The 17,611-nt window shown below is 45.4% G+C and carries 17 protein-coding genes; 9 read left to right on the plus strand and 8 right to left on the minus strand.

Going from position 1 to position 17,611, the window contains the following annotated elements; genetic code table 11:
- Window positions 1–38: 38 nt before the first annotated feature.
- A complete protein-coding gene (locus tag QUA33_RS13310; RefSeq protein ID WP_333148978.1) occupies window positions 39–512 on the minus strand; it encodes a hypothetical protein in 474 nt (157 codons plus the stop codon).
- Window positions 513–666: 154 nt separating this feature from the next.
- Here QUA33_RS13310 and QUA33_RS13315 point away from each other — a divergent pair, with 154 nt between their 5' ends.
- Both QUA33_RS13315 and QUA33_RS13320 read left to right on the plus strand, forming a co-directional pair.
- Entirely contained in the window at window positions 667–1,014 is a 348-nt protein-coding gene (locus tag QUA33_RS13315; protein WP_333148979.1) for a type II toxin-antitoxin system RelE/ParE family toxin, read from the plus strand.
- The gene (locus QUA33_RS13320; protein WP_333148980.1) at window positions 983–1,375 is read left to right on the plus strand and encodes a transcriptional regulator; all 393 of its coding nucleotides are present in this window, start codon (window positions 983–985) and stop codon (window positions 1,373–1,375) included. Before QUA33_RS13315 ends, QUA33_RS13320 begins: the two co-directional genes overlap by 32 nt.
- A 16-nt stretch (window positions 1,376–1,391) precedes the next feature.
- Here QUA33_RS13320 and coaBC read toward each other — a convergent pair whose 3' ends face one another.
- The 5 genes from coaBC to QUA33_RS13345 form a co-directional block, all read right to left on the minus strand.
- Window positions 1,392–2,591, minus strand: coding sequence for a bifunctional phosphopantothenoylcysteine decarboxylase/phosphopantothenate--cysteine ligase CoaBC (coaBC, locus tag QUA33_RS13325; RefSeq protein ID WP_333148981.1), 1,200 nt, complete (start codon window positions 2,589–2,591; stop codon window positions 1,392–1,394).
- Window positions 2,592–2,846: 255 nt separating this feature from the next.
- Window positions 2,847–3,059 carry a protein IsiD gene (gene isiD, locus QUA33_RS13330; RefSeq protein ID WP_006632739.1) on the minus strand — a complete coding sequence of 71 codons (213 nt, stop codon included), beginning with the start codon at window positions 3,057–3,059 and terminating at the stop codon, window positions 2,847–2,849.
- A 45-nt stretch (window positions 3,060–3,104) separates the two neighbouring features.
- On the minus strand, window positions 3,105–3,728 hold the full coding sequence (locus tag QUA33_RS13335) for an alpha/beta hydrolase (protein WP_333148982.1): 624 nt from the start codon (window positions 3,726–3,728) through the stop codon (window positions 3,105–3,107).
- Between the two features lie 613 nt (window positions 3,729–4,341).
- Window positions 4,342–6,432 (minus strand): CHASE domain-containing protein, encoded by a 2,091-nt coding sequence (locus QUA33_RS13340; RefSeq protein ID WP_333148983.1) that lies wholly within the window; start codon window positions 6,430–6,432, stop codon window positions 4,342–4,344.
- Window positions 6,433–6,807: 375 nt separating this feature from the next.
- A complete protein-coding gene (locus QUA33_RS13345) occupies window positions 6,808–8,718 on the minus strand; it encodes an ATP-binding protein (protein WP_333148985.1) in 1,911 nt (636 codons plus the stop codon).
- Between the two features lie 367 nt (window positions 8,719–9,085).
- Here QUA33_RS13345 and QUA33_RS13350 point away from each other — a divergent pair, with 367 nt between their 5' ends.
- On the plus strand, window positions 9,086–9,283 hold the full coding sequence (locus tag QUA33_RS13350; RefSeq protein WP_333070153.1) for a hypothetical protein: 198 nt from the start codon (window positions 9,086–9,088) through the stop codon (window positions 9,281–9,283).
- 532 nt (window positions 9,284–9,815) lie between these two features.
- On the plus strand, window positions 9,816–10,661 hold the full coding sequence (locus QUA33_RS13355) for a cyanophycinase (protein ID WP_333099005.1): 846 nt from the start codon (window positions 9,816–9,818) through the stop codon (window positions 10,659–10,661).
- A 161-nt stretch (window positions 10,662–10,822) separates the two neighbouring features.
- Here the strand turns inward: QUA33_RS13355 and QUA33_RS13360 are convergent, their stop codons facing one another.
- On the minus strand, window positions 10,823–11,071 hold the full coding sequence (locus tag QUA33_RS13360) for a hypothetical protein (RefSeq protein ID WP_333099002.1): 249 nt from the start codon (window positions 11,069–11,071) through the stop codon (window positions 10,823–10,825).
- Window positions 11,072–11,912: 841 nt separating this feature from the next.
- Here QUA33_RS13360 and QUA33_RS13365 point away from each other — a divergent pair.
- The 3 genes from QUA33_RS13365 to QUA33_RS13375 all read left to right on the plus strand — a co-directional run bounded on the left by QUA33_RS13365 (window position 11,913) and on the right by QUA33_RS13375 (window position 14,725).
- Complete coding sequence (locus tag QUA33_RS13365) at window positions 11,913–13,568, plus strand: alpha-amylase family glycosyl hydrolase (RefSeq protein WP_333148987.1); 1,656 nt, start codon at window positions 11,913–11,915, stop codon at window positions 13,566–13,568.
- 265 nt (window positions 13,569–13,833) lie between these two features.
- Window positions 13,834–14,205, plus strand: coding sequence for a BON domain-containing protein (locus QUA33_RS13370; RefSeq protein WP_333098997.1), 372 nt, complete (start codon window positions 13,834–13,836; stop codon window positions 14,203–14,205).
- A gap of 103 nt (window positions 14,206–14,308) precedes the next feature.
- Window positions 14,309–14,725, plus strand: coding sequence for a DUF2294 domain-containing protein (locus QUA33_RS13375; RefSeq protein WP_333098995.1), 417 nt, complete (start codon window positions 14,309–14,311; stop codon window positions 14,723–14,725).
- On the opposite strand, the gene QUA33_RS13380 is transcribed toward QUA33_RS13375, so the two are convergent.
- Window positions 14,694–15,152, minus strand: coding sequence for a response regulator (locus QUA33_RS13380; protein WP_333148988.1), 459 nt, complete (start codon window positions 15,150–15,152; stop codon window positions 14,694–14,696). The genes QUA33_RS13375 and QUA33_RS13380 overlap by 32 nt on opposite strands.
- Before the next feature lie 555 nt (window positions 15,153–15,707).
- On the opposite strand from QUA33_RS13380, the gene QUA33_RS13385 reads away from it, so the two are divergent.
- Window positions 15,708–16,511 carry a DUF2267 domain-containing protein gene (locus tag QUA33_RS13385; protein WP_333148989.1) on the plus strand — a complete coding sequence of 268 codons (804 nt, stop codon included), beginning with the start codon at window positions 15,708–15,710 and terminating at the stop codon, window positions 16,509–16,511.
- 361 nt (window positions 16,512–16,872) lie between these two features.
- Complete coding sequence (locus QUA33_RS13390; RefSeq protein WP_333148990.1) at window positions 16,873–17,538, plus strand: GAF domain-containing protein; 666 nt, start codon at window positions 16,873–16,875, stop codon at window positions 17,536–17,538.
- Window positions 17,539–17,611 lie beyond the last annotated feature (73 nt).

Below are 17,611 nucleotides of genomic sequence, written 5' to 3' on the forward strand. Positions count from 1 at the left end.
CTGCGGTCAAAAAAATCTAAATTCCGCCAGCACAAACCTTACTTTTTAGGCCGCTGCTGCTGGTAAACGCTGATAACTTTATCGGCATAAGTAGCAGTTGCCCCACTTTTACAAGCTGCGGAATCCCCTGTCATCCACCAGCAAGCGGCGCGGCGTACAGCGGTTAATTCATTGTTGCTGCTAGCTTTGTATTCGTCGCGCAGCAAATCCCCCACGATACAGGTAACAATTGATTTGGCTTTTGTAGCGTCGGCCTCAAATTGTTGAGGTGTTAAATCTTGTTTGGTACAGAATTTGGCCCAGCGGGAAATATTATTGGGTAAAACTTGCCACTGACTGTACATTCCGTCATTTGTGGCTTGTGGCGGGGCGGCTTGTCGCAGCGCTTCTACGAGGGCGGAAACTTGCGCGTCGGTGACTGATTGCGCTGCCGCTGGAAGTGATTGCAATCCGAGGCTAATTATCAGGCTGCCGAATAGTAGATTGGTTTTTGCGATCGATTTAAAATTCATTCACAATGCCCTGTTTGATTTCAACTTTGTTCCCTCAAACAAGGTTTACTATTTTGTCGATCGAATGCCTCTGTCTTAAGTATGATTTGCTTGCCCACTTAATGCACTGTCATCGCGCTTACGATAGGAATTGTTAATCAATTCGGATAAAATTATGGAAGTACAACCCAGGGAAATTACAAGTTACGGTACATCAGATGGCAAATTTCCTTTCGACGAGTGGCTTGATTCCGTCCGCGATCGGAATGTCAGAGTTAGAATCAAGTCTAGGCTTGACCGAGTTCAACAAGGCAATCTCGGAGATATCAAGTCAGTAGGAGAAGGAGTTTTTGAACTCAGAATTAATTATGGCCCGGGCTACCGCGTCTACTTCGGACAAGTTGGGTTTACAGTGGTGGTCATCCTGGTAGCCGGAGATAAAAGCACTCAAGAACAAGATATTCTACAAGCCATAGCATACTGGAAAGATTATGAAAGACGTGAAAGCACCGACAAGTCATAGCTACCGCGAGTACCTAATTGAATCTCTCAAAGAGGCTGAAGAAGCTGCTGGTTACATCGGGGCTATTTTGGAAGAAAAAGACCCTGAACCCGCACTTTTGAGAAATGCCATCAGAAATGTGATTGAGGCTAAAATCAGGATGAATGCTCTTTCGGAGTCAGCAAAAGAACATCACGAAAAACTCGATAAGATGCTGACTGAAAGCGGCGGTTCGGAAATTTACAGTTTGGTAGAACTGCTCGAAGCATTAGGATTTAAACTAGAAATTACTGTCGCAGATATTGAGTTGCCCGCTGACTCGGAATCAACGGATTTTGGGGAATCAGAATTATCGCCCGAACCAGTAGTTAATCCCAGTTAATGAGTAAATCGCGCCCTCACCCTTCCATCACAAAATCAAACAATCGGTGAGCCATTTCTAGCTTGCTGCAAGGTGCGATTTCTACTTGCTTGCCGGCGGCATTAATTAATATTGCTTGATTGGTACTGCTGCCGAAACCTGCACCTATTCGATCGATCGGGTTTGCGGCAATTACATCGAGTTTCTTCGCCCGCAATTTCTCCAAAGCTGGCTTGACAATATCCCCAGTTTGTGCTGCAAAGCCGATTAATTTTTGGTGCGGCTGTTTTAATTTTCCCAACTCTGCCACAATATCCGCTACCGGTGCCAAAGGCAAACAATTCGGGAGCGATCGCTTCGGCAATTTTTCACTGCTGTACTCCGCAGGCTTCACATCCGCTACCGCCGCCGCCATCACCGTCAAATCCGCATCGTGAAAGCATTGCAGCATCGCCTGCCGCATTTCTTCTGCACTCGCAACTGCGATCGCCCGCACACCTGAGAGCGGCAATTCGCCAGTTATACTGTGTACCAGCGTCACTGTAGCGCCGCGGTGCTCTGCAGCTTGCGCCAAAGCTATACCCATTTTGCCAGTGGAAGGATTGCCGATAAACCGCACCGGATCGAGGTGTTCCCGCGTTCCTCCCGCACCGATCAACACCCGAATGCCTGCTAAATCTCGATCGCCCTTCGTATACAACAGCGATTCAATATGAGGCAAAATCTCATAAGGTTCTGCCATCCGACCGACACCCGCGCGATCGCACGCCAACATACCCGCCCCCGGATTCGCAGCATGATAGCGCCGATAACTCAACACTTCCCGCCAATTCCGCTGCACCGCCGGCTGTTCCCACATATCCGTATTCATCGCCGGTGCCAGCAAAATAGGGCAAGTAGAAGCTAAGACAGTATTAGTTAACAAATTATCAGCAAAACCCCCCGCCAACTTAGCCAAAGTATTAGCTGTCAAAGGAGCAATCACAAAAACTTCCGCCCATTCTCCCAATTGAATGTGCAGGGGGCGGCCGTGACTTGGTTGCCAAAAATCTTTGTCCGTAAAAGCAGGATGGCGGCACAGAGTAGCAAAAGTCAAAGGCGTTACAAACTCCCCTGCCGCATTAGTAAGAATAACTTTAACTTCCGCTCCCGCTTTGGCTAAAGTGGAAACTACTTCGCAAACTTTGTAAGCCGCAATCCCGCCACTAACGCCGATTAAAATTCGTCTGCCTTTCATGTCATACCATTTTAGATTTTAAATTTTAGATTTTAGATTTTAAATGGGGAATGACTGATGAATACCAGGGTTGAGAGCTGGCCTACATTCACATTCTTTTTTGAAACGGGTGTCATTTTTTCATAAAAAAGAATCAAGAAAGAAATTAAGATAAAAACAGACTAAAATCCCTCACTCATCTGTTTAATCTGCAACAAAATATGCTGCTAACTTCTTCCTCAATTCCGTCGAAATTTTTGAGCTAGATTTTTCAGTCTATGCTTCGTCGTAGGCTTCCATATCTAGAAGGTGGAGATAAGGTTCAACCAGCTCCGGCCGCTGAAAAGCAAGCGATCGCAACAAATGCCAATCATTCAATCCCTCAAAAGGATCTGTATAATCGTCAACTTCCAAACGGACAGCCAATTCTGCCACGTCCTGAGAAGTAAGTACAGCAATATCGCGCGATGCTTTGGTTAAAGTTTTCATTTTTTTCCCCTGCCCGAGACTTCCGCCATACTATATACTAAACCTTTAATCAGATTTCGACACAGTTTCTACAACAAAACTTCGCATTACATCTATAACTTCCGGCAGAATCTCGTGTCCCATGTTAAATTCTCGATACTGCACCGCAGCTCCCCAAGCCGTCAAACTCTCGCGCGATCGCACAGCAGCACTAACGGGAACAATAGTATCTTGAGTACCGTGCACGATTAAAACAGGTGGCAAAGCACTCCCAGCAACTGGCGAAATCGGGTGTAAATAACCGCTCAGACAAATTAAACCGGCTACGGGCAAAGTCAATCCCACATCTAGAGTCATCGCTCCGCCTTGAGAAAAGCCACCTAAAATCGTGCGAGACAAAGGCACGCCCGTGCTGCTTTCCAAAGACAGCAAAAATTCCCTCAGCAATTGCCGGCTTTCTACCAATCCCTGAGCATCTTTGCTTTGAAGGTTATACCACGCTTTGCCACTGCTTACTTGCGGATGGGGAAAGGGGGCATCGGGAAACACAAACTGATAATCCGGCAAATTGAAAGCCGGTGCTAAGGGAGTCAAATCCCGAGCATTAGCACCCCATCCATGCAAAGCGACAATTAAAGCGACAGGTTTGCGATCGGTTGTGGGCGGAATGCTAATAGATTGTAAAGACATCGTAGTTAATAATTGGTAATCTGGGCTTGCTACAATTATAAATTGTCACGACGGGTAAAACCCCAGATATTTGTTTTCGGCAATATTCCGCTGAAAATTAGCACGCGCTTGCCAATAACTATAACTGTTGACTGTTGACTGTTAACTGTTGAAAGGAGAGTGCGAAATCCGAAAGTTTTCCAATTCGAGTGCGGATAGTTCACCTTTTCTAAACAGGAATTAGGGAGCATCTCATATTTGTAAAAACACTTCTTCTGGCTCCTTCCGTCTTGCTATTTCCTATTTCCTCCTGCCTCCAAACTCTAATTTCTAGCTTGGCTGCAAAAGTGATATCGTTTCCGGTTGCATCGGAATAATAAAATCGAGTCAACAGTTAACACTCAACCATTGAGTTTTTCCACCCCTCCTTCTACAGTCAACAGTCAACAGTCAACAATCACGGACGGTGAAACCGGAATTGATATGAGATGCTCTCAAGTAAGACTCATACCAATTCACTATGAAGCTGCATTTAATATAACGCTAAGGATATAGTTCCAACCAGAAAGACATCAGCCTCATTTAGTGTATCTTCATAGTGAATTGGTATCAGCTAGAAGCGAGATTTCTCCCGCTAATTCCAAGTGGCACCTACCGCAGGCGAAACCTTAGAAACAGATTGCTTAGACTGTTGTCGCACAGGCACCTCAATCCAAAATTCAGTTCCCTCTCCCGGAGCCGATAGACACCTGAGCGAACCTTGATGTTTGTCCACTATTTGATAGCCGATCGACAATCCCAAGCCAGTACCTTTGCCTACAGGTTTGGTAGTAAAAAACGGATCGAACAAACATTTTTTTACATTGTCCGTCATGCCCGCTCCATTGTCAGCAATTCGCACGCATACACAATTAGAACTTAAAAGTTCAGTACGAATCCGAATCATAGGTAAAAAAGCCGCATCATAGGAATTTTTACCCTTTGGTAAAATGTGACTCCTTTCTTCATGTAAAACATCAATGGCATTGCTCAAAATATTCATAAATACCTGATTCAATTGTCCCGGCCAGCACTCCACTAAGGGCAAATTTCCGTATTCTTTGATGACTTGAATGCCCGGAAAACCAGGTTGGGGTTTCAGCCGACTATCCAAAATCATCAAGGTGCTGTCAATGCCTTGGTGAATGTCAACAGACTTCATTTCAGCTTCATCCAAGCGCGAAAAATTCCGCAGAGAAAGGACGATTTGGCGGATGCGTTCAGCTCCCATATTCATAGATTTTAGGATTTTAGGCAAGTCTTCACTGATAAACTCCAAATCGATCTCTTTTAGTTTGGCTTGCACTTCTGGTGTTGGGTTTGGATATTGCTGCTGGTATATTTCCACAAGTTCCAGCAAGCTTCGAGTATATTCGCCTGTATGGATCAGGTTGCCAGAGATGAAGTTGACAGGATTGTTAATTTCGTGGGCAACTCCAGCCACCAATTGCCCCAAGCTGGACATTTTTTCAGTTTGGATGAGTTGAAATTGAGTTTCCTGCAAATTTTTTAGTGCCGTTTCTAGTTCAGCGGTGCGCTGTTTTAGTTGAATTGTGCGATCGTACACTTGCTGTTCTACTTTTGCAGTACGTTCTAGAGACATCAACAGGTAAATCGTCAAGCTGCCAGTCATCAATAGCCCGATCGCGCCAATTGCCAGGGAACCCTGATGCGTCGTCAGACTGTTGTACCCCTTTCCGGGCAAAACTAGCAGCCTCCACTGGCGGTCTGCTACGTTAAATAAGCGAGTGCAAGCACTAGGATTTTCACAGATTTTTCCCCGCAAATTAGCTAACTCTGGCTTTTCGTATTTTGGGTTATCTATCAACTGCTTAGCTTGTGAGTCGTAGCGCACCAGAAAGCGTTCTTTCTCTATAGCAGAGTTGTCATAGAGGTAAAAATTAATGTTGTCTAAATTTAGCGATTCTAAAGAGGAATCGACCATACTGGTGATCTGAAACAGACCCGCAATAACTCCCCTTAGGTTTTGGCGGCCCTTGACCGAGTTATCGGGAGAATTTGTGGTCTGGGGTACTGGTAGAAATACTTGCAATCCCGGTTGATTGTTGCTGACTAATCTAATCCGCGCGGAAGCAGCTATTTTCCCGGTATTCACCGATTTCTCTAAAGCTGCTTTGCGATCTGGGCTGGAGGCAACATCAAAACCGATCACTTTGTTATCTTCTTCTAGTGCTTCTCTGTAAATAATTGGAAAGTATTCCGATCGCACTTTTGCTTTGACCGGCTTTTTGTCAGGAGTTCGCTCGTAAATTTGAAATGCCGGAAAACCTTGGGCTCTAATTGTCCGTTCGCAAGCGGCTTTTTGAGCAGCCGGCACGCGCCGAATCCAGTTAACAGAATGTATAGCAGTATTTCGGGCAAGTGCAGGTTGAGCGAATTGCTTAAAATCTTCTCTGGTAACTTCAGTAGATGCCCTGTAGAATCCTTCAAGTGAGTACAGAACTTCTAAATTTTTATTGATGCTTTGCTGCAATGTCACATTCAGGCGATCGGCTTGCTGATGAAATTCCGCTTGCATTCGTTGGTTTTCCGAATGCCACACGACGGCGGAGGCTGCCAATGACAAACTCGTACCGGTGCAAATAGTCAAGGCTGCTGGAATGTAACGACGATGCGACAGTAAACTTTCGGTCAGCGAATTAAACCAATTGCTCGAAAAATTCATATTTCCACACCTTCTGCTACCGAAGTGCAATTTTTTAAAGACTTGTAAAATTCCTTGATAGCACGAAGGACAGCGCAGAAACGAGATTGTCTAAAAACTTACGATCGCAGGAATAGAATTTCGCCTGAGAAACCCACTTTCTACAAAAATTTTGGTGTGGTAACGAGAAACTGGGGAAGAAACCGGCTGTTTATGAATAGTGCATCCACGACTGAGGAATGGAAACCAATTGTAACTAAGTGTAACGAAGCCAGTGCCCATCTGGGTGCTCCCAAGTTCCTGCCCCGCAAGAACCGGGGAACGACAAAAAACCTTAATCTGGTGGGGCGGGTACTCAATACCCGCCCCACAAAGCCAACTTAAATTTGGAACAGCTTACAAAACAGTCCCTATTTCCTTCAAATAAACCCGTGTAAACGGTTCATCATCCCCCAGAGTATACTGTTCGATCAATCCCTGGCGGCGAATAGAAATACTACTTCCTTCCCTCACCACCACAGTATCGTCATCAGTGCTTTCTCTGACCAACATCATCTCAGTTTCTCCCGGATTGTCCAGCACCACCATATTGCTGCCCCGATAAAACATTCCCTCAGCTTCCAAAATATCTTCTGGATATTCAGCAATTAACAAATCGAGCTTGGGATTCCGCAGCAAACTTTGCAAGTTCAGATGGTAATTCTTATTCAAGACTTTTTGAGAACGGTTAACAAAAAGTCCACCCCGACAAACAGCACCGATTGTCCAATCGGGATGCTGCAACAGAATATGGTCGATAGTTTCTTGTAGGTCGTGTACCGAAATTCTGTTGAAAGTAATAATCGGGATTCGGGCAGATTTTCCGGAGTCAAAGAAAGTTTCGATAATATGGGAAGGCACATCAACCCCTTCGCCGACAGCGGGGTTTAGGTGCATAAAAATTCCCGGCGCGGCATTGATCTCGATAATCCCAAAATTGCCGGTTTTCCAAGATTTGGCGAGAGTTTCTGTTATCACATCAATCCCCAAACAAGTTAACCGAAAATGTAGGGCGATATCTTGAGCCAAAACAATGTTATCCGGGTGAATAGTGCGGGTAGCGTCGATGCTGACGCCGCCTGCGGAAAGATTAGCGACTTTGCGTAGATACACAGTGCGATCGCGCTCTAGCACACTATCCAATGACAGCCCTTGTTCTTCCAGATACATTTCCATCGCTTCGTCGGACTGAATTTTGCTCATTGCCGAAGTTGGCGTATCCAAACGTTCTGGTTTGCGGTTTTCACGGCGGATCAATTCGCGAATTGTTGAGTCGCCATCACCTGTTACCGACGCGGGCCGGCGTTCAGTTGCAGACACAAACTTGCCGTCAACGCACAGCAGCCTAAAATCAGATCCTTTGATGCTGTTTTCCACAATTACTCGCACCGGGTCTGCTTCGGGAATTGCCTTAACTGCTCTTTTAAAAGCTGCCTGCAATTCCTCACCATCTCGGACATCTGCTGTTACGCCAATTCCTTTATGACCGACTACTGGTTTGATAGCAACTGGGTAGCCAATTTCTCTAGCAACTGCCAGAGCTCCGTTTTCTGTGGAGACAATATCGCCTTTGGGAACAGGGAATCCTAATGTAGCGAGAAAAGCTTTACAATCGTCTTTGCGCGTGGTAAAATCTGAGTCTAAGTGGCTGTCAGAATCAAAGGTAGTTGCAGAGCCGCGAACAAGTTTTTTGCCGTACCCATATTGCATTAGTCCTTCATCCCACAAATAAAATGCGGGAATGCCTTTTTGGGATGCCGATCGCATTAACGAATAAACTGTCGGCCCTCCGTAGACTGACTGCCGGAACATATTTTGCAGCGCGCCCATTTGTGCTTCTAAGGGAAAGTCTTGATTTTGATTGATGGCTTCAAACCAATCCCAAACTGCGTAAACTACGGCTCTGGCGGTGCGGGCGTGAAGTGCTTCTATGCTGATTCTGTTAAAGCGAGAAAATGGCTTGACGTTCCAGTGTTGGAAGTGCAAACCCATGTCGAGTTTTGCTACTTCTGAGGCGGTACGGCCGAACAGTTGGGCATGGTTCGAGAAAGTTTCGTGCAGCAGTTGCGGGTAGCGATCGCTAATAATTTCCTGGTAATGTGCGATCGGCAAAGGTTCGCTCGCGCCCGTCACTGCGAAATCAAAAACTAAAGCCGCAATGTCTAAATAAGGGTTTGGCCCCATATAGTGTTTGAAGTTGAAAACATCAAAAATATCGGTTTTTCGAGCATTGACGCGGGCTATTTCGGTACTTTTTTCTTGCAGCATTTTCTAACCTCCTTTGAGCTAATTTTTTACGGTAACTTTATAGTCGGTGCATGGGGTACTACCTGCGGGCATAGATATTCCAGCACTCAGACAAATACTTCGACCACTTCTGCCTTCAGTATTGCCAGAGAGGGGGAGTGGGAGAGTAGGGGATATGGGGGAGAGGGGGAGAGGGTGAGAGTGGGAAAATATTCCTTCTTCCTTCAATATCTGACTAAGTATTGATGAGTAAGCATTGATAACTAAGCACTTATGACTAATGACTACTTCCTTCCCCCCTCCCCAAAAAAGCTATAACTTTTGAGAGGTACACTCTGTACTTATAATTGTTTATGACAGTGAAAGAAAATTTAAGAGGCAGCAAATTATGAAGATCGCACAAACTGCTCTCAGGGACAAAGTTCACCAATTAGCTGAGGAAGCATTTCACCGGAAGCTAATTTCTGGCTACGGCGATGGTCAAAACAGCAACGAATATCAGATTGTCTGGAACGGCAAACCCAGACACCTACCTTTAGAACGGGCGAGTACCATATTGAGCAATCTGATCGAGCGATCGCACTAAGGGGCGATCGGACCAATTGAAGACTTACGCTCATCAACCCGATTTCTACGAGCAATCAGAGGAGGATTAGCGAAGAATCGGAGCGGAAACCGGATCGATCACCGCGCGCGCGTCAACCCTGTAATTTAAGCTCATTTCTTGACCCCTCCTATCTCCTGTTAGGGGGGGTAAGTTTGTTTTGTCGATCGTCGAGGATGAGCTAAATAGATAGTCCTAGACGCAGAAACCGGTTTTTTTACCAGTCCCGGACGCAAAAGCTTTCTCAAAAACCCGGGTTTCTCAGTTAAGGTTTTCCGTTCACACGCAGAATTTTCGTTTTTCGGGTTTCTTTAGCCTAGTACCTCTAGGACTATTGAACAAAAACATCGTTACAGCCACGAGCAAGAGTAAACACCCATATCACCCTTGCTGTGTGCGTCCTGGGGGGATAGCAGTCTGAGATTTTTTTGTATTTATATATACCTTTTGGCAGTTTTCGGAAAAAGGAATTTTGTGTTTTAGTGAAATTTAATAAATTAAAACTGGAGATAATATGGCGAGCAACGAAGTTCAGGGGAAGTTGCTAATTATTGGGGGCGCCGAAGACAAAGAGGGGGACTGCAAAATTCTGCGGGAATTCTTGCGGTGCGCCGGAGGCACTAAAGCTCATATTGTTGTCATGACGGCTGCCACAAGCCTGCCGGGAGAAGTAGGAGATAATTATATCCGAGTGTTTGAGCGACTCGGCGCTGAAGATGTGCGAGTTGTTGACACCCAGAGAGCCGAAGATGCCGACAATCCAGATTATTTAGAAGCGATCGAACAAGCCACGGGCATATTCTTTACCGGCGGAGATCAAGCGCGGATTATTAGCTGCTTGAAAGACACAAAACTCGACGCAGCTATGCACAAACGCTACTCTGAAGGGATTATCATTGGCGGCACCAGTGCCGGCGCGGCAATGATGCCAGACATGATGATTATTGAAGGAGACTCAGAGACAAATCCCCGCGTTGATGTGGTAGCAATGGGTCCGGGAATGGGTTTCCTTCCGGGAGTTGTCATCGACCAGCATTTCGCCCAGCGAGGTCGTCTGGGACGCTTAGTTTCGGCACTCTTGCTGCAACCTGCCGTTTTGGGATTTGGTATTGACGAAAATACAGCTATTTTAGTCAGCGGTGACGAGTTGGAAGTCATTGGGGAAAGCGCTGTAACTGTCATCGACGAGTCAGAAAAACTCCACGACAATCTAGAGGGATTGTTGAAGGATGAGGCTTTGGCGATTTGCGGGGCCAAGTTGCACATCCTCCCCCACGGATACCGGTTTAACTTGAAAACTCGCCAGCCGGTGCTCCATAACGTAGCAACTACAGCCGAGAGAGAAACGGCGATCGCCTAATTTACTTGCAACTGGCAAACCTCTTAAAATTATGTAGGGTGAGCAATGTACACCTTACCCCTTCTACCAACTAGGATGGTTAAAAGCCCAGTTGCTGTCTCCAAAACTAATAAAAAGAAGAGGATTTTACCTCTTCTTTTATTGCTGCGGTTTCTGATTTTTTAAGCACTTTTCTGTTCGCCAAAACTCGACTGCTGCCCTTCTTCAGTCGATATTAAATTCCACCCTTGAACTCTCAGCTTCTGAAATGTTGCCCATCCCTTAGAACCGCCCGGTTCCCGGTAGTCGGATACAGCAAACTGCGGAAAAGCTGTATAAGGCCGCCACGGCTGACGGGCATCGGTACGCAAGTGCAATATCTTTTCTCCATTGCCTCCGAGTCTGGGCAACCAACACATTTGTTTTAGCATTTTTAACACTCCAGAGTTTTACAGTAACGGTAATTCGCCAACATCCCACATTAAACTTTTAGAGCCTTAGAGCCACTGCTCGGAATATCTAACGGGTAACAGGGACGAATGAGATTTTCACCAATTACCAATTACTGAGGTAGCAGCAGTCATTAAAGCTGATGAAAGGTTCTACAAAGTTTGCAGGTCAAAAACTATAAAACAAGTGCTGCCAAGACATAAGCAAAAATAATCATTGCTATTCTCGGCTCAAACTTGGCTTAAAGTCGCAGGAAAACCCAGTTGAATAAAGGATTCATTTTTATGGTTTCCCTTGCCTTATAATTACACGCCGATCATCGCTCTTTCCGCATAAAATGACATCTTTCTACGGTATTACCCCTGTCGGCTAAAAAATGTTTCTTTAGTTACAAATGTTAAATATTGACCACGATTTATCTAGTTATCAAAAGTTAAATTACTTTTCATACAATACTTCGGACAGTTTTTGATAGCCCACCGTAGAATAAGGGTTTCAAGGCTCCAAGGCAAGTTCGCTACCAACGGAAAATCTAGGGTTTCAGACTACTAACTAAAAACAGTCCTGACTATTTTTCATAAACAGCGCTTAATAATTTTTAGTTACTTTAACTACATTTTTGATTAAAATCAGGTTTCCGCGTACCTAGGGGGCACCTTACTCGATCGCTAGGGTTGGCACTACTAAATCCTCCGGGTGCGCCCCCAAGCAGGTTACAACATAAGAGTTACAGGTTTAGCTCTTAAGAACGATGGCGACAGATTTGCAAAATTGTAAAAATCAATACTAATTACACTTATAAGTTCTGCAAGCAAGGTATTCATGGCCGCTGCAATTGAATTCAAACTCTTCGCTCCCAACAACAAAGCAGCTACACTGCTCGGCTCCTTTTCCCAATGGGCAGAAATTCCCTTAGAAAAAGATGACAAAGGTTATTTCCGCACTAACATTAAGTTAGAAGACGGTAAGTATCAATACAAATTCCGAGTTCAGTCGCAAAGTCCCTGTTTTGAACCGGATGAATGGGTAGAAGTCAATGACCCCTACGCGACTGAAATTGACCGCACTACTGATACAAGTACAGTTCGCATCAAAGCAGGCGCGCGAATTATTGATACCTATGTTTGGCAGCACGGCGACAAAGAACTCCCCAATAATGAAGAATTAGTCGTTTACGAAATGCACGTTGCTGATTTTTCCGAGTCCGATGGTTCCGACAGTTGCAGTAAATTCCAGCAGGTGAAGGAGAAATTAGATTATCTCTGCGATTTGGGGATAAATGCGATCGAACTAATGCCAGTTAATGAATATCCGGGCGATTATAGCTGGGGCTACAAAGTCCGCGATTTCTTTGCCGTAGAGTCCAGTTACGGCACAACCGCAGATTTGAAGCAATTGATTGACGAGTGCCACGGACGGGGCATTCGGGTGATTCTGGACGGGATTTACAACCACTGCGATGAAGAATGTCCCTTATTGCTAATCGATCGCAATTATTGGTACTACCGCGACAAACACTATCCCGAAGATCCGGCTAACTACTGGGGCCCGGAGTTTAACTACGAAAACTTCGACCCAAAACTCGACATTCGTCCCGCTTGGAAATTCATCGGCGATGTCGTTAATTTCTGGATTCAAGAATATCATATCGACGGCATTCGCTACGATGCTGTGCGGCAGTTGGACAATCGAGATTTCCTGCACTGGATAACTCGCGAAGCGAAAAAAACCGCCGGTAACAAGCCATTTTACAACATAGCAGAACACATTCCAGAACTTCCCGAACTCGTCGCTGCAGACGGGCCGATGGATGGGTGCTGGCACGAAAGTTTTCGCATTTTTGCCATAGAAAATCTCGCGGGGAAGACTTTCGATATCGAAAAGCTCAAGCAAGTTCTAGAACCCAAACAACAAGGCTATCAAAACACAACTAATGCGATCAATTATTTAGCCAGTCACGACCGCGACCACTTGCTGGCCGAAGCCAGCTTTCGCGATATCGACCCAGAAGCGGCTTTTAAACGCGCTAAATTGGGAGCGGTTTTGTTAGTCACAGCAGTAGGAATACCGATGCTGTGGATGGGCGAAGAGTTTGGACAATCTACTGGGCAAACTCCCAACCAGCCGAATAAACTGCAATGGTCTTTGTTGAAAACTCAGCCAAATCATGAGTTGTTGGAATACTACAAACAGGTGATTCGGCTGCGGAAAAAAGTTCCGGCACTTTATACCGAAAATATTGAATTCATCCACGAAAATCCCGAAGCCAAAGTGCTGGCTTACTATCGCTGGAGCGATGAGGGAACGCGAGCAGTAGTTGTCGCTAATTTTTCGGATACTTATCTATCTGATTACTGCATTCCTAAGTTTCCGGCGGCAGGAACTTGGCACGAGTGGAGGTACAACAAAATTGTAGAAGTTGGGGAAGAAGGGTTTAAGTTTGATTTGCCGGAATGGTCAGCGCAAGTATTTGTTTGAGAGCGGGAGAATTATGTCTCCAGGCAGATGAACGGCCCAGTTGTACAACAGTAAATTGTATTTAAGACGGGCGCACCAAACTCAAAAAACTGGGTTTTTCTACCTAGGTGGATGGCTGTAACGATACTTTTTTGTAAAAAAAATCGGTTTCTGCATCCAAGAGTGCGATCGTAATTCCTGGTATTGAGAATAACAATTACAGGGCGACTTGCCAAACGTGAATTAACACGTCACTTAACACAAACTTTGTCGGAGGACAAATTCTATGGGTTGGTTAAAAAGATTGTTTGGTTTAGAAAAACTAGAAAATCAAGAAACTGTTGACGCTCCTGCTTACCAAGCACCTGTAGCTGAAGCTCAAGCTCAAGCGGCAGCGAGCGCTCAGACAATCCCGCCGGAACGCATGGGCTTGAACGGAGAATACGATCAAAGCGGTTTAGCTAAACGGGTGGCTCAGGCTTTCGATGCGAATCCCGATGTTGCGGATATTGAGACTGTTTATGTGGCTCAACATGGCACTACGGTGGTTCTCAAAGGTACAGTTCCCAGTCAGGAAATTGTCAGCAGGTTGGTGACAATTGCTAAAGGTGTTAAGGGTGCAACTGGGGTGGAAACCGATCAAGTTTCTGTCGGCTAACGCGACGGTTATTTCTAATAGTTAGCAGTTAGCAGTTAACTGTTAACTGTTAACTGTTAACTGCTAACAGTCTTTTTTATCTCTTATGGCTTAACTAAAAAATATGACAGGGGAAACCTTAGAACCTACTCGGGGGAAATTAGAACGGACTCTTTCGCAGGGAATTCAAGCTTTGTACCGCTCTCAACTCGGACACTCCACGAGTCAGGCGCTCTGCAATCTTTTGGATAACAAATTGATAATAGTTGTCGAAAATGGGCTTACTCAACCCGAAAAACTGCTGGCTCAGAACGGTCACCAAGATTTGGCGTTGCAAGTGCGGACACAATTAGAATCACTTCTGGAATTGCAACTGAAAGAATTAATCCAAAAGGTTTTGGGCGTGGGAGTCACTGATTTGCTCCGCGATGCGACCTTGGAGACCGGCCGCACTGGAACGATCGCAATTTTGGACTCTGCACCTCAAGTTCGTGATTCTAATTATAAATCTAAAACTCAACCAAAACCAGTTGACAGTTGAGGTGCTGGCGGATAACTGTTTCTAAATCTTTGATGTTAAAAGGTTTGGAAAGGTATTCCACGCAGCCTGCTTCGAGAATTCGAGCGCGGTCTTCTGGTTTTGCTAGTGCTGTGACCGCAACAATCGGAATATGTCTGATCTGTGGGTTTTGTTGGACGCGCTTTACTACTTCCATACCGTCTATATCCGGCAGGCAAATGTCGAGTACGATTAGGTCGGGCTGTCGATCGACTGCTGCTGAAAGAGCTGCGTACCCGTCAACTGCTCCCACGCACTCGCAGCCCAATAAATCGAGTATTTGTGTCAGCAGCTCTAAGTTGTCATGATTGTCGTCTACCGCTAACACTAAAGGGCGCTGCTCAACCGGGGGTTGACCGTTCGTGAAAGACGAGGATTCCAATTTATTGTTCCAATGAGGGTAGTTCATAAATGCCGAGCGAAACGATCAAAAAAGTTGTCTCCGAGGCATTCTTCAAGTGGCGCTGCGGCACTTGAAACAGATTGGCTCGTATTTGAAGTTCTCCAATGACCAGTTTTTGGTCTAACCCGATACAATATTGCTACAAGCTGCAGGCAAAACGACCGCAGTTGATTAACCGCATAGCATCTGCTTAATTCTACCTCTCCCAGCACCAATTACCCACTGAGGTACTCTTCGTGCGTCAGCCTTGGTAAAAATACGTAATAAATACGCAATAAATACGAAAAATGTTACCAATAAAGCATCCTCGCTTAATAACATTCAATAGTGGCGACAGCTTTTTAGGATATTAACCACATTAGACATGGGTTCCCCTACATGGATCTACCTAAAGGAAGATTCTAACCGATACTTAATTTTAATAACTTCCATCTGCTGAGAGATACTTGATTACTCTACTTTAGACTTCAATATTTTTAAGTAGTAATCATCACAATTTAAGCCAGTAAAAAAAATCAGTTTTTACATGAGCTTGACCGGATATTAACCTAGGAGGTTTTAATGACAATTCCAATCAGAGACGACCTGACTTACATTTTGCTCAAAAAGATTGGCACTGACAAGGGCAGGGGAGAGTCGGAAATTAGGAACGCAGCGGAAGAATATGTCGGTCACGAGGTGGCAGAAGCGGAATTGCTCGGTCATTTGGACTACCTCAACCAAAGGGAATTTATCAAAGCTCAGTTTAGTGGCGAGCCTTATGGAGGAACTGAGTTATTGCCGCCTTTAGTGGCATTTCAAGAAGCCGAGTTAACAGAAAAAGGCCGCAAACTGTTACACAAAATGGAGACGAATCCTCCTACGTCGCTCCACCAGGAAGGATCGGCAGTTCCTATCGCTTCAAAGGATATGCCGTTTTTGGAAAAAGTGATGGTAAACGGTCACTTGGAGGATATTTTTGATGCCCGCGACATTACCGAAGTAGTGTACCGGATCATGCGCGATGTGATGACAACAGAAGCATCCGAGCGCGTGGAAGCTGAATTGCACAAAGAAGTTTTGCCTACGGATGACAAAACCCTGCAACAAGAAATAGCAGACCTCTGGAAAGATACAAATCCGCTGGTGGGATTGCTCAGCCGGATACGTCAGCCTTTGACCGGCGAGCCTGCACCTTTGGGGATCGATGGCAATTTGTTTGCACGGAGGGTGGAACTAGAAGGCGCACTTCCTTCAGGAGTAAAACCGGAAACTGCGATCGCGGCTGTATTTTCTGCCACGAAGGATGAGCTGTCCGAGGAGCGAATTCAGGAAATAGCTGGCTTTTTGCCGGACAGAATTCGGGGAATTTGGGAGTCAGCTTAATGAGACATTTTAAGGTATAAATACTTACCAGCCGGCTTGACCGACTTGGTTTCTCTATACCTTTTGTCTTTTAACTCTGGAATTGCTTTGTAATGAGGACGAAAGTCCCGATTAAACTGGATCGGGCTTTCGTCCTCACTAATTTTCTGATGGCTCTTTTCTTGCTTTGTAAGTGCTGTGAAAAACCCGGTATATCGCCGAAATTTGTCGAAAAAGCCGAAATATTCCCATAAACCGAGTTTCTCGCCCTTGGGTTGGGTCAAGCACCTAGACGCCGCGAAAGTGTTGTAATGTATAATACAAGGCAAGTTAAGACTGTGGATCGCAAAAATGCTGTCAACAGCCCGGGAGATCAAAAGGCATGACCCGCACCAAAGTTAGACAAATGTCACGATCGACTTTACAACAAGAGATTTTACTCAATCGAATTACCAATCGCATCCGCAACTCTTTAGAACTGCAGGAGATTTTGACGACAACTGCCCGAGAAATCCGCAGCTTTTTAGAGAGCGATCGAGTAAAAGTTTATCGCTTTGAGGCAGACGGTAGCGGTGAGGTCATTGCTGAGTCGATCGACGGCAACAATTTGTCCTCTATGCTGGGTTTGCGGTTTCCAGCAGGCGACATTCCCCAGAGTGCTCGGGAAATGTTTCTCAAAGCGCGGCAGCGAGTGATTGTAGATGTGGAATTGAAGCATCAAACAATTAATCGGTTAGATTGTCCCGAAACCGGCAAAACTTTAGCAGTTGAAGACATTACCTATCGTCCTGTAGACCCCTGTCACGCTGAATATCTGAAGGCTATGGGGGCACGTTCTTCTCTGACGGTGCCGATTGTGCATCAAAATCACCTTTGGGGGCTGTTGGTGTCTCACCACAGCCAACCGAAACGGTTTAGCGATCGAGAATTGAAAATGGTGCAGTTGCTTGTCGATCAACTTTCAATTGCGATCGCCCAATCTTTTCTGCTGAGTCAAGCTAGACAGCAAGCGCGTGACGAAGCCGTTATCAACCAAATTACGAGGTAATTGCTCAACCCCCTTGACAAGAGAACGAGATAGACATTAGATAGAGGAATGAAAAAACTCCCTGACCTAAAAC

Source organism: Microcoleus sp. Pol14D4 (assembly GCF_036701245.1).
Taxonomy (GTDB): Bacteria; Cyanobacteriota; Cyanobacteriia; order Cyanobacteriales; family Microcoleaceae; genus Microcoleus.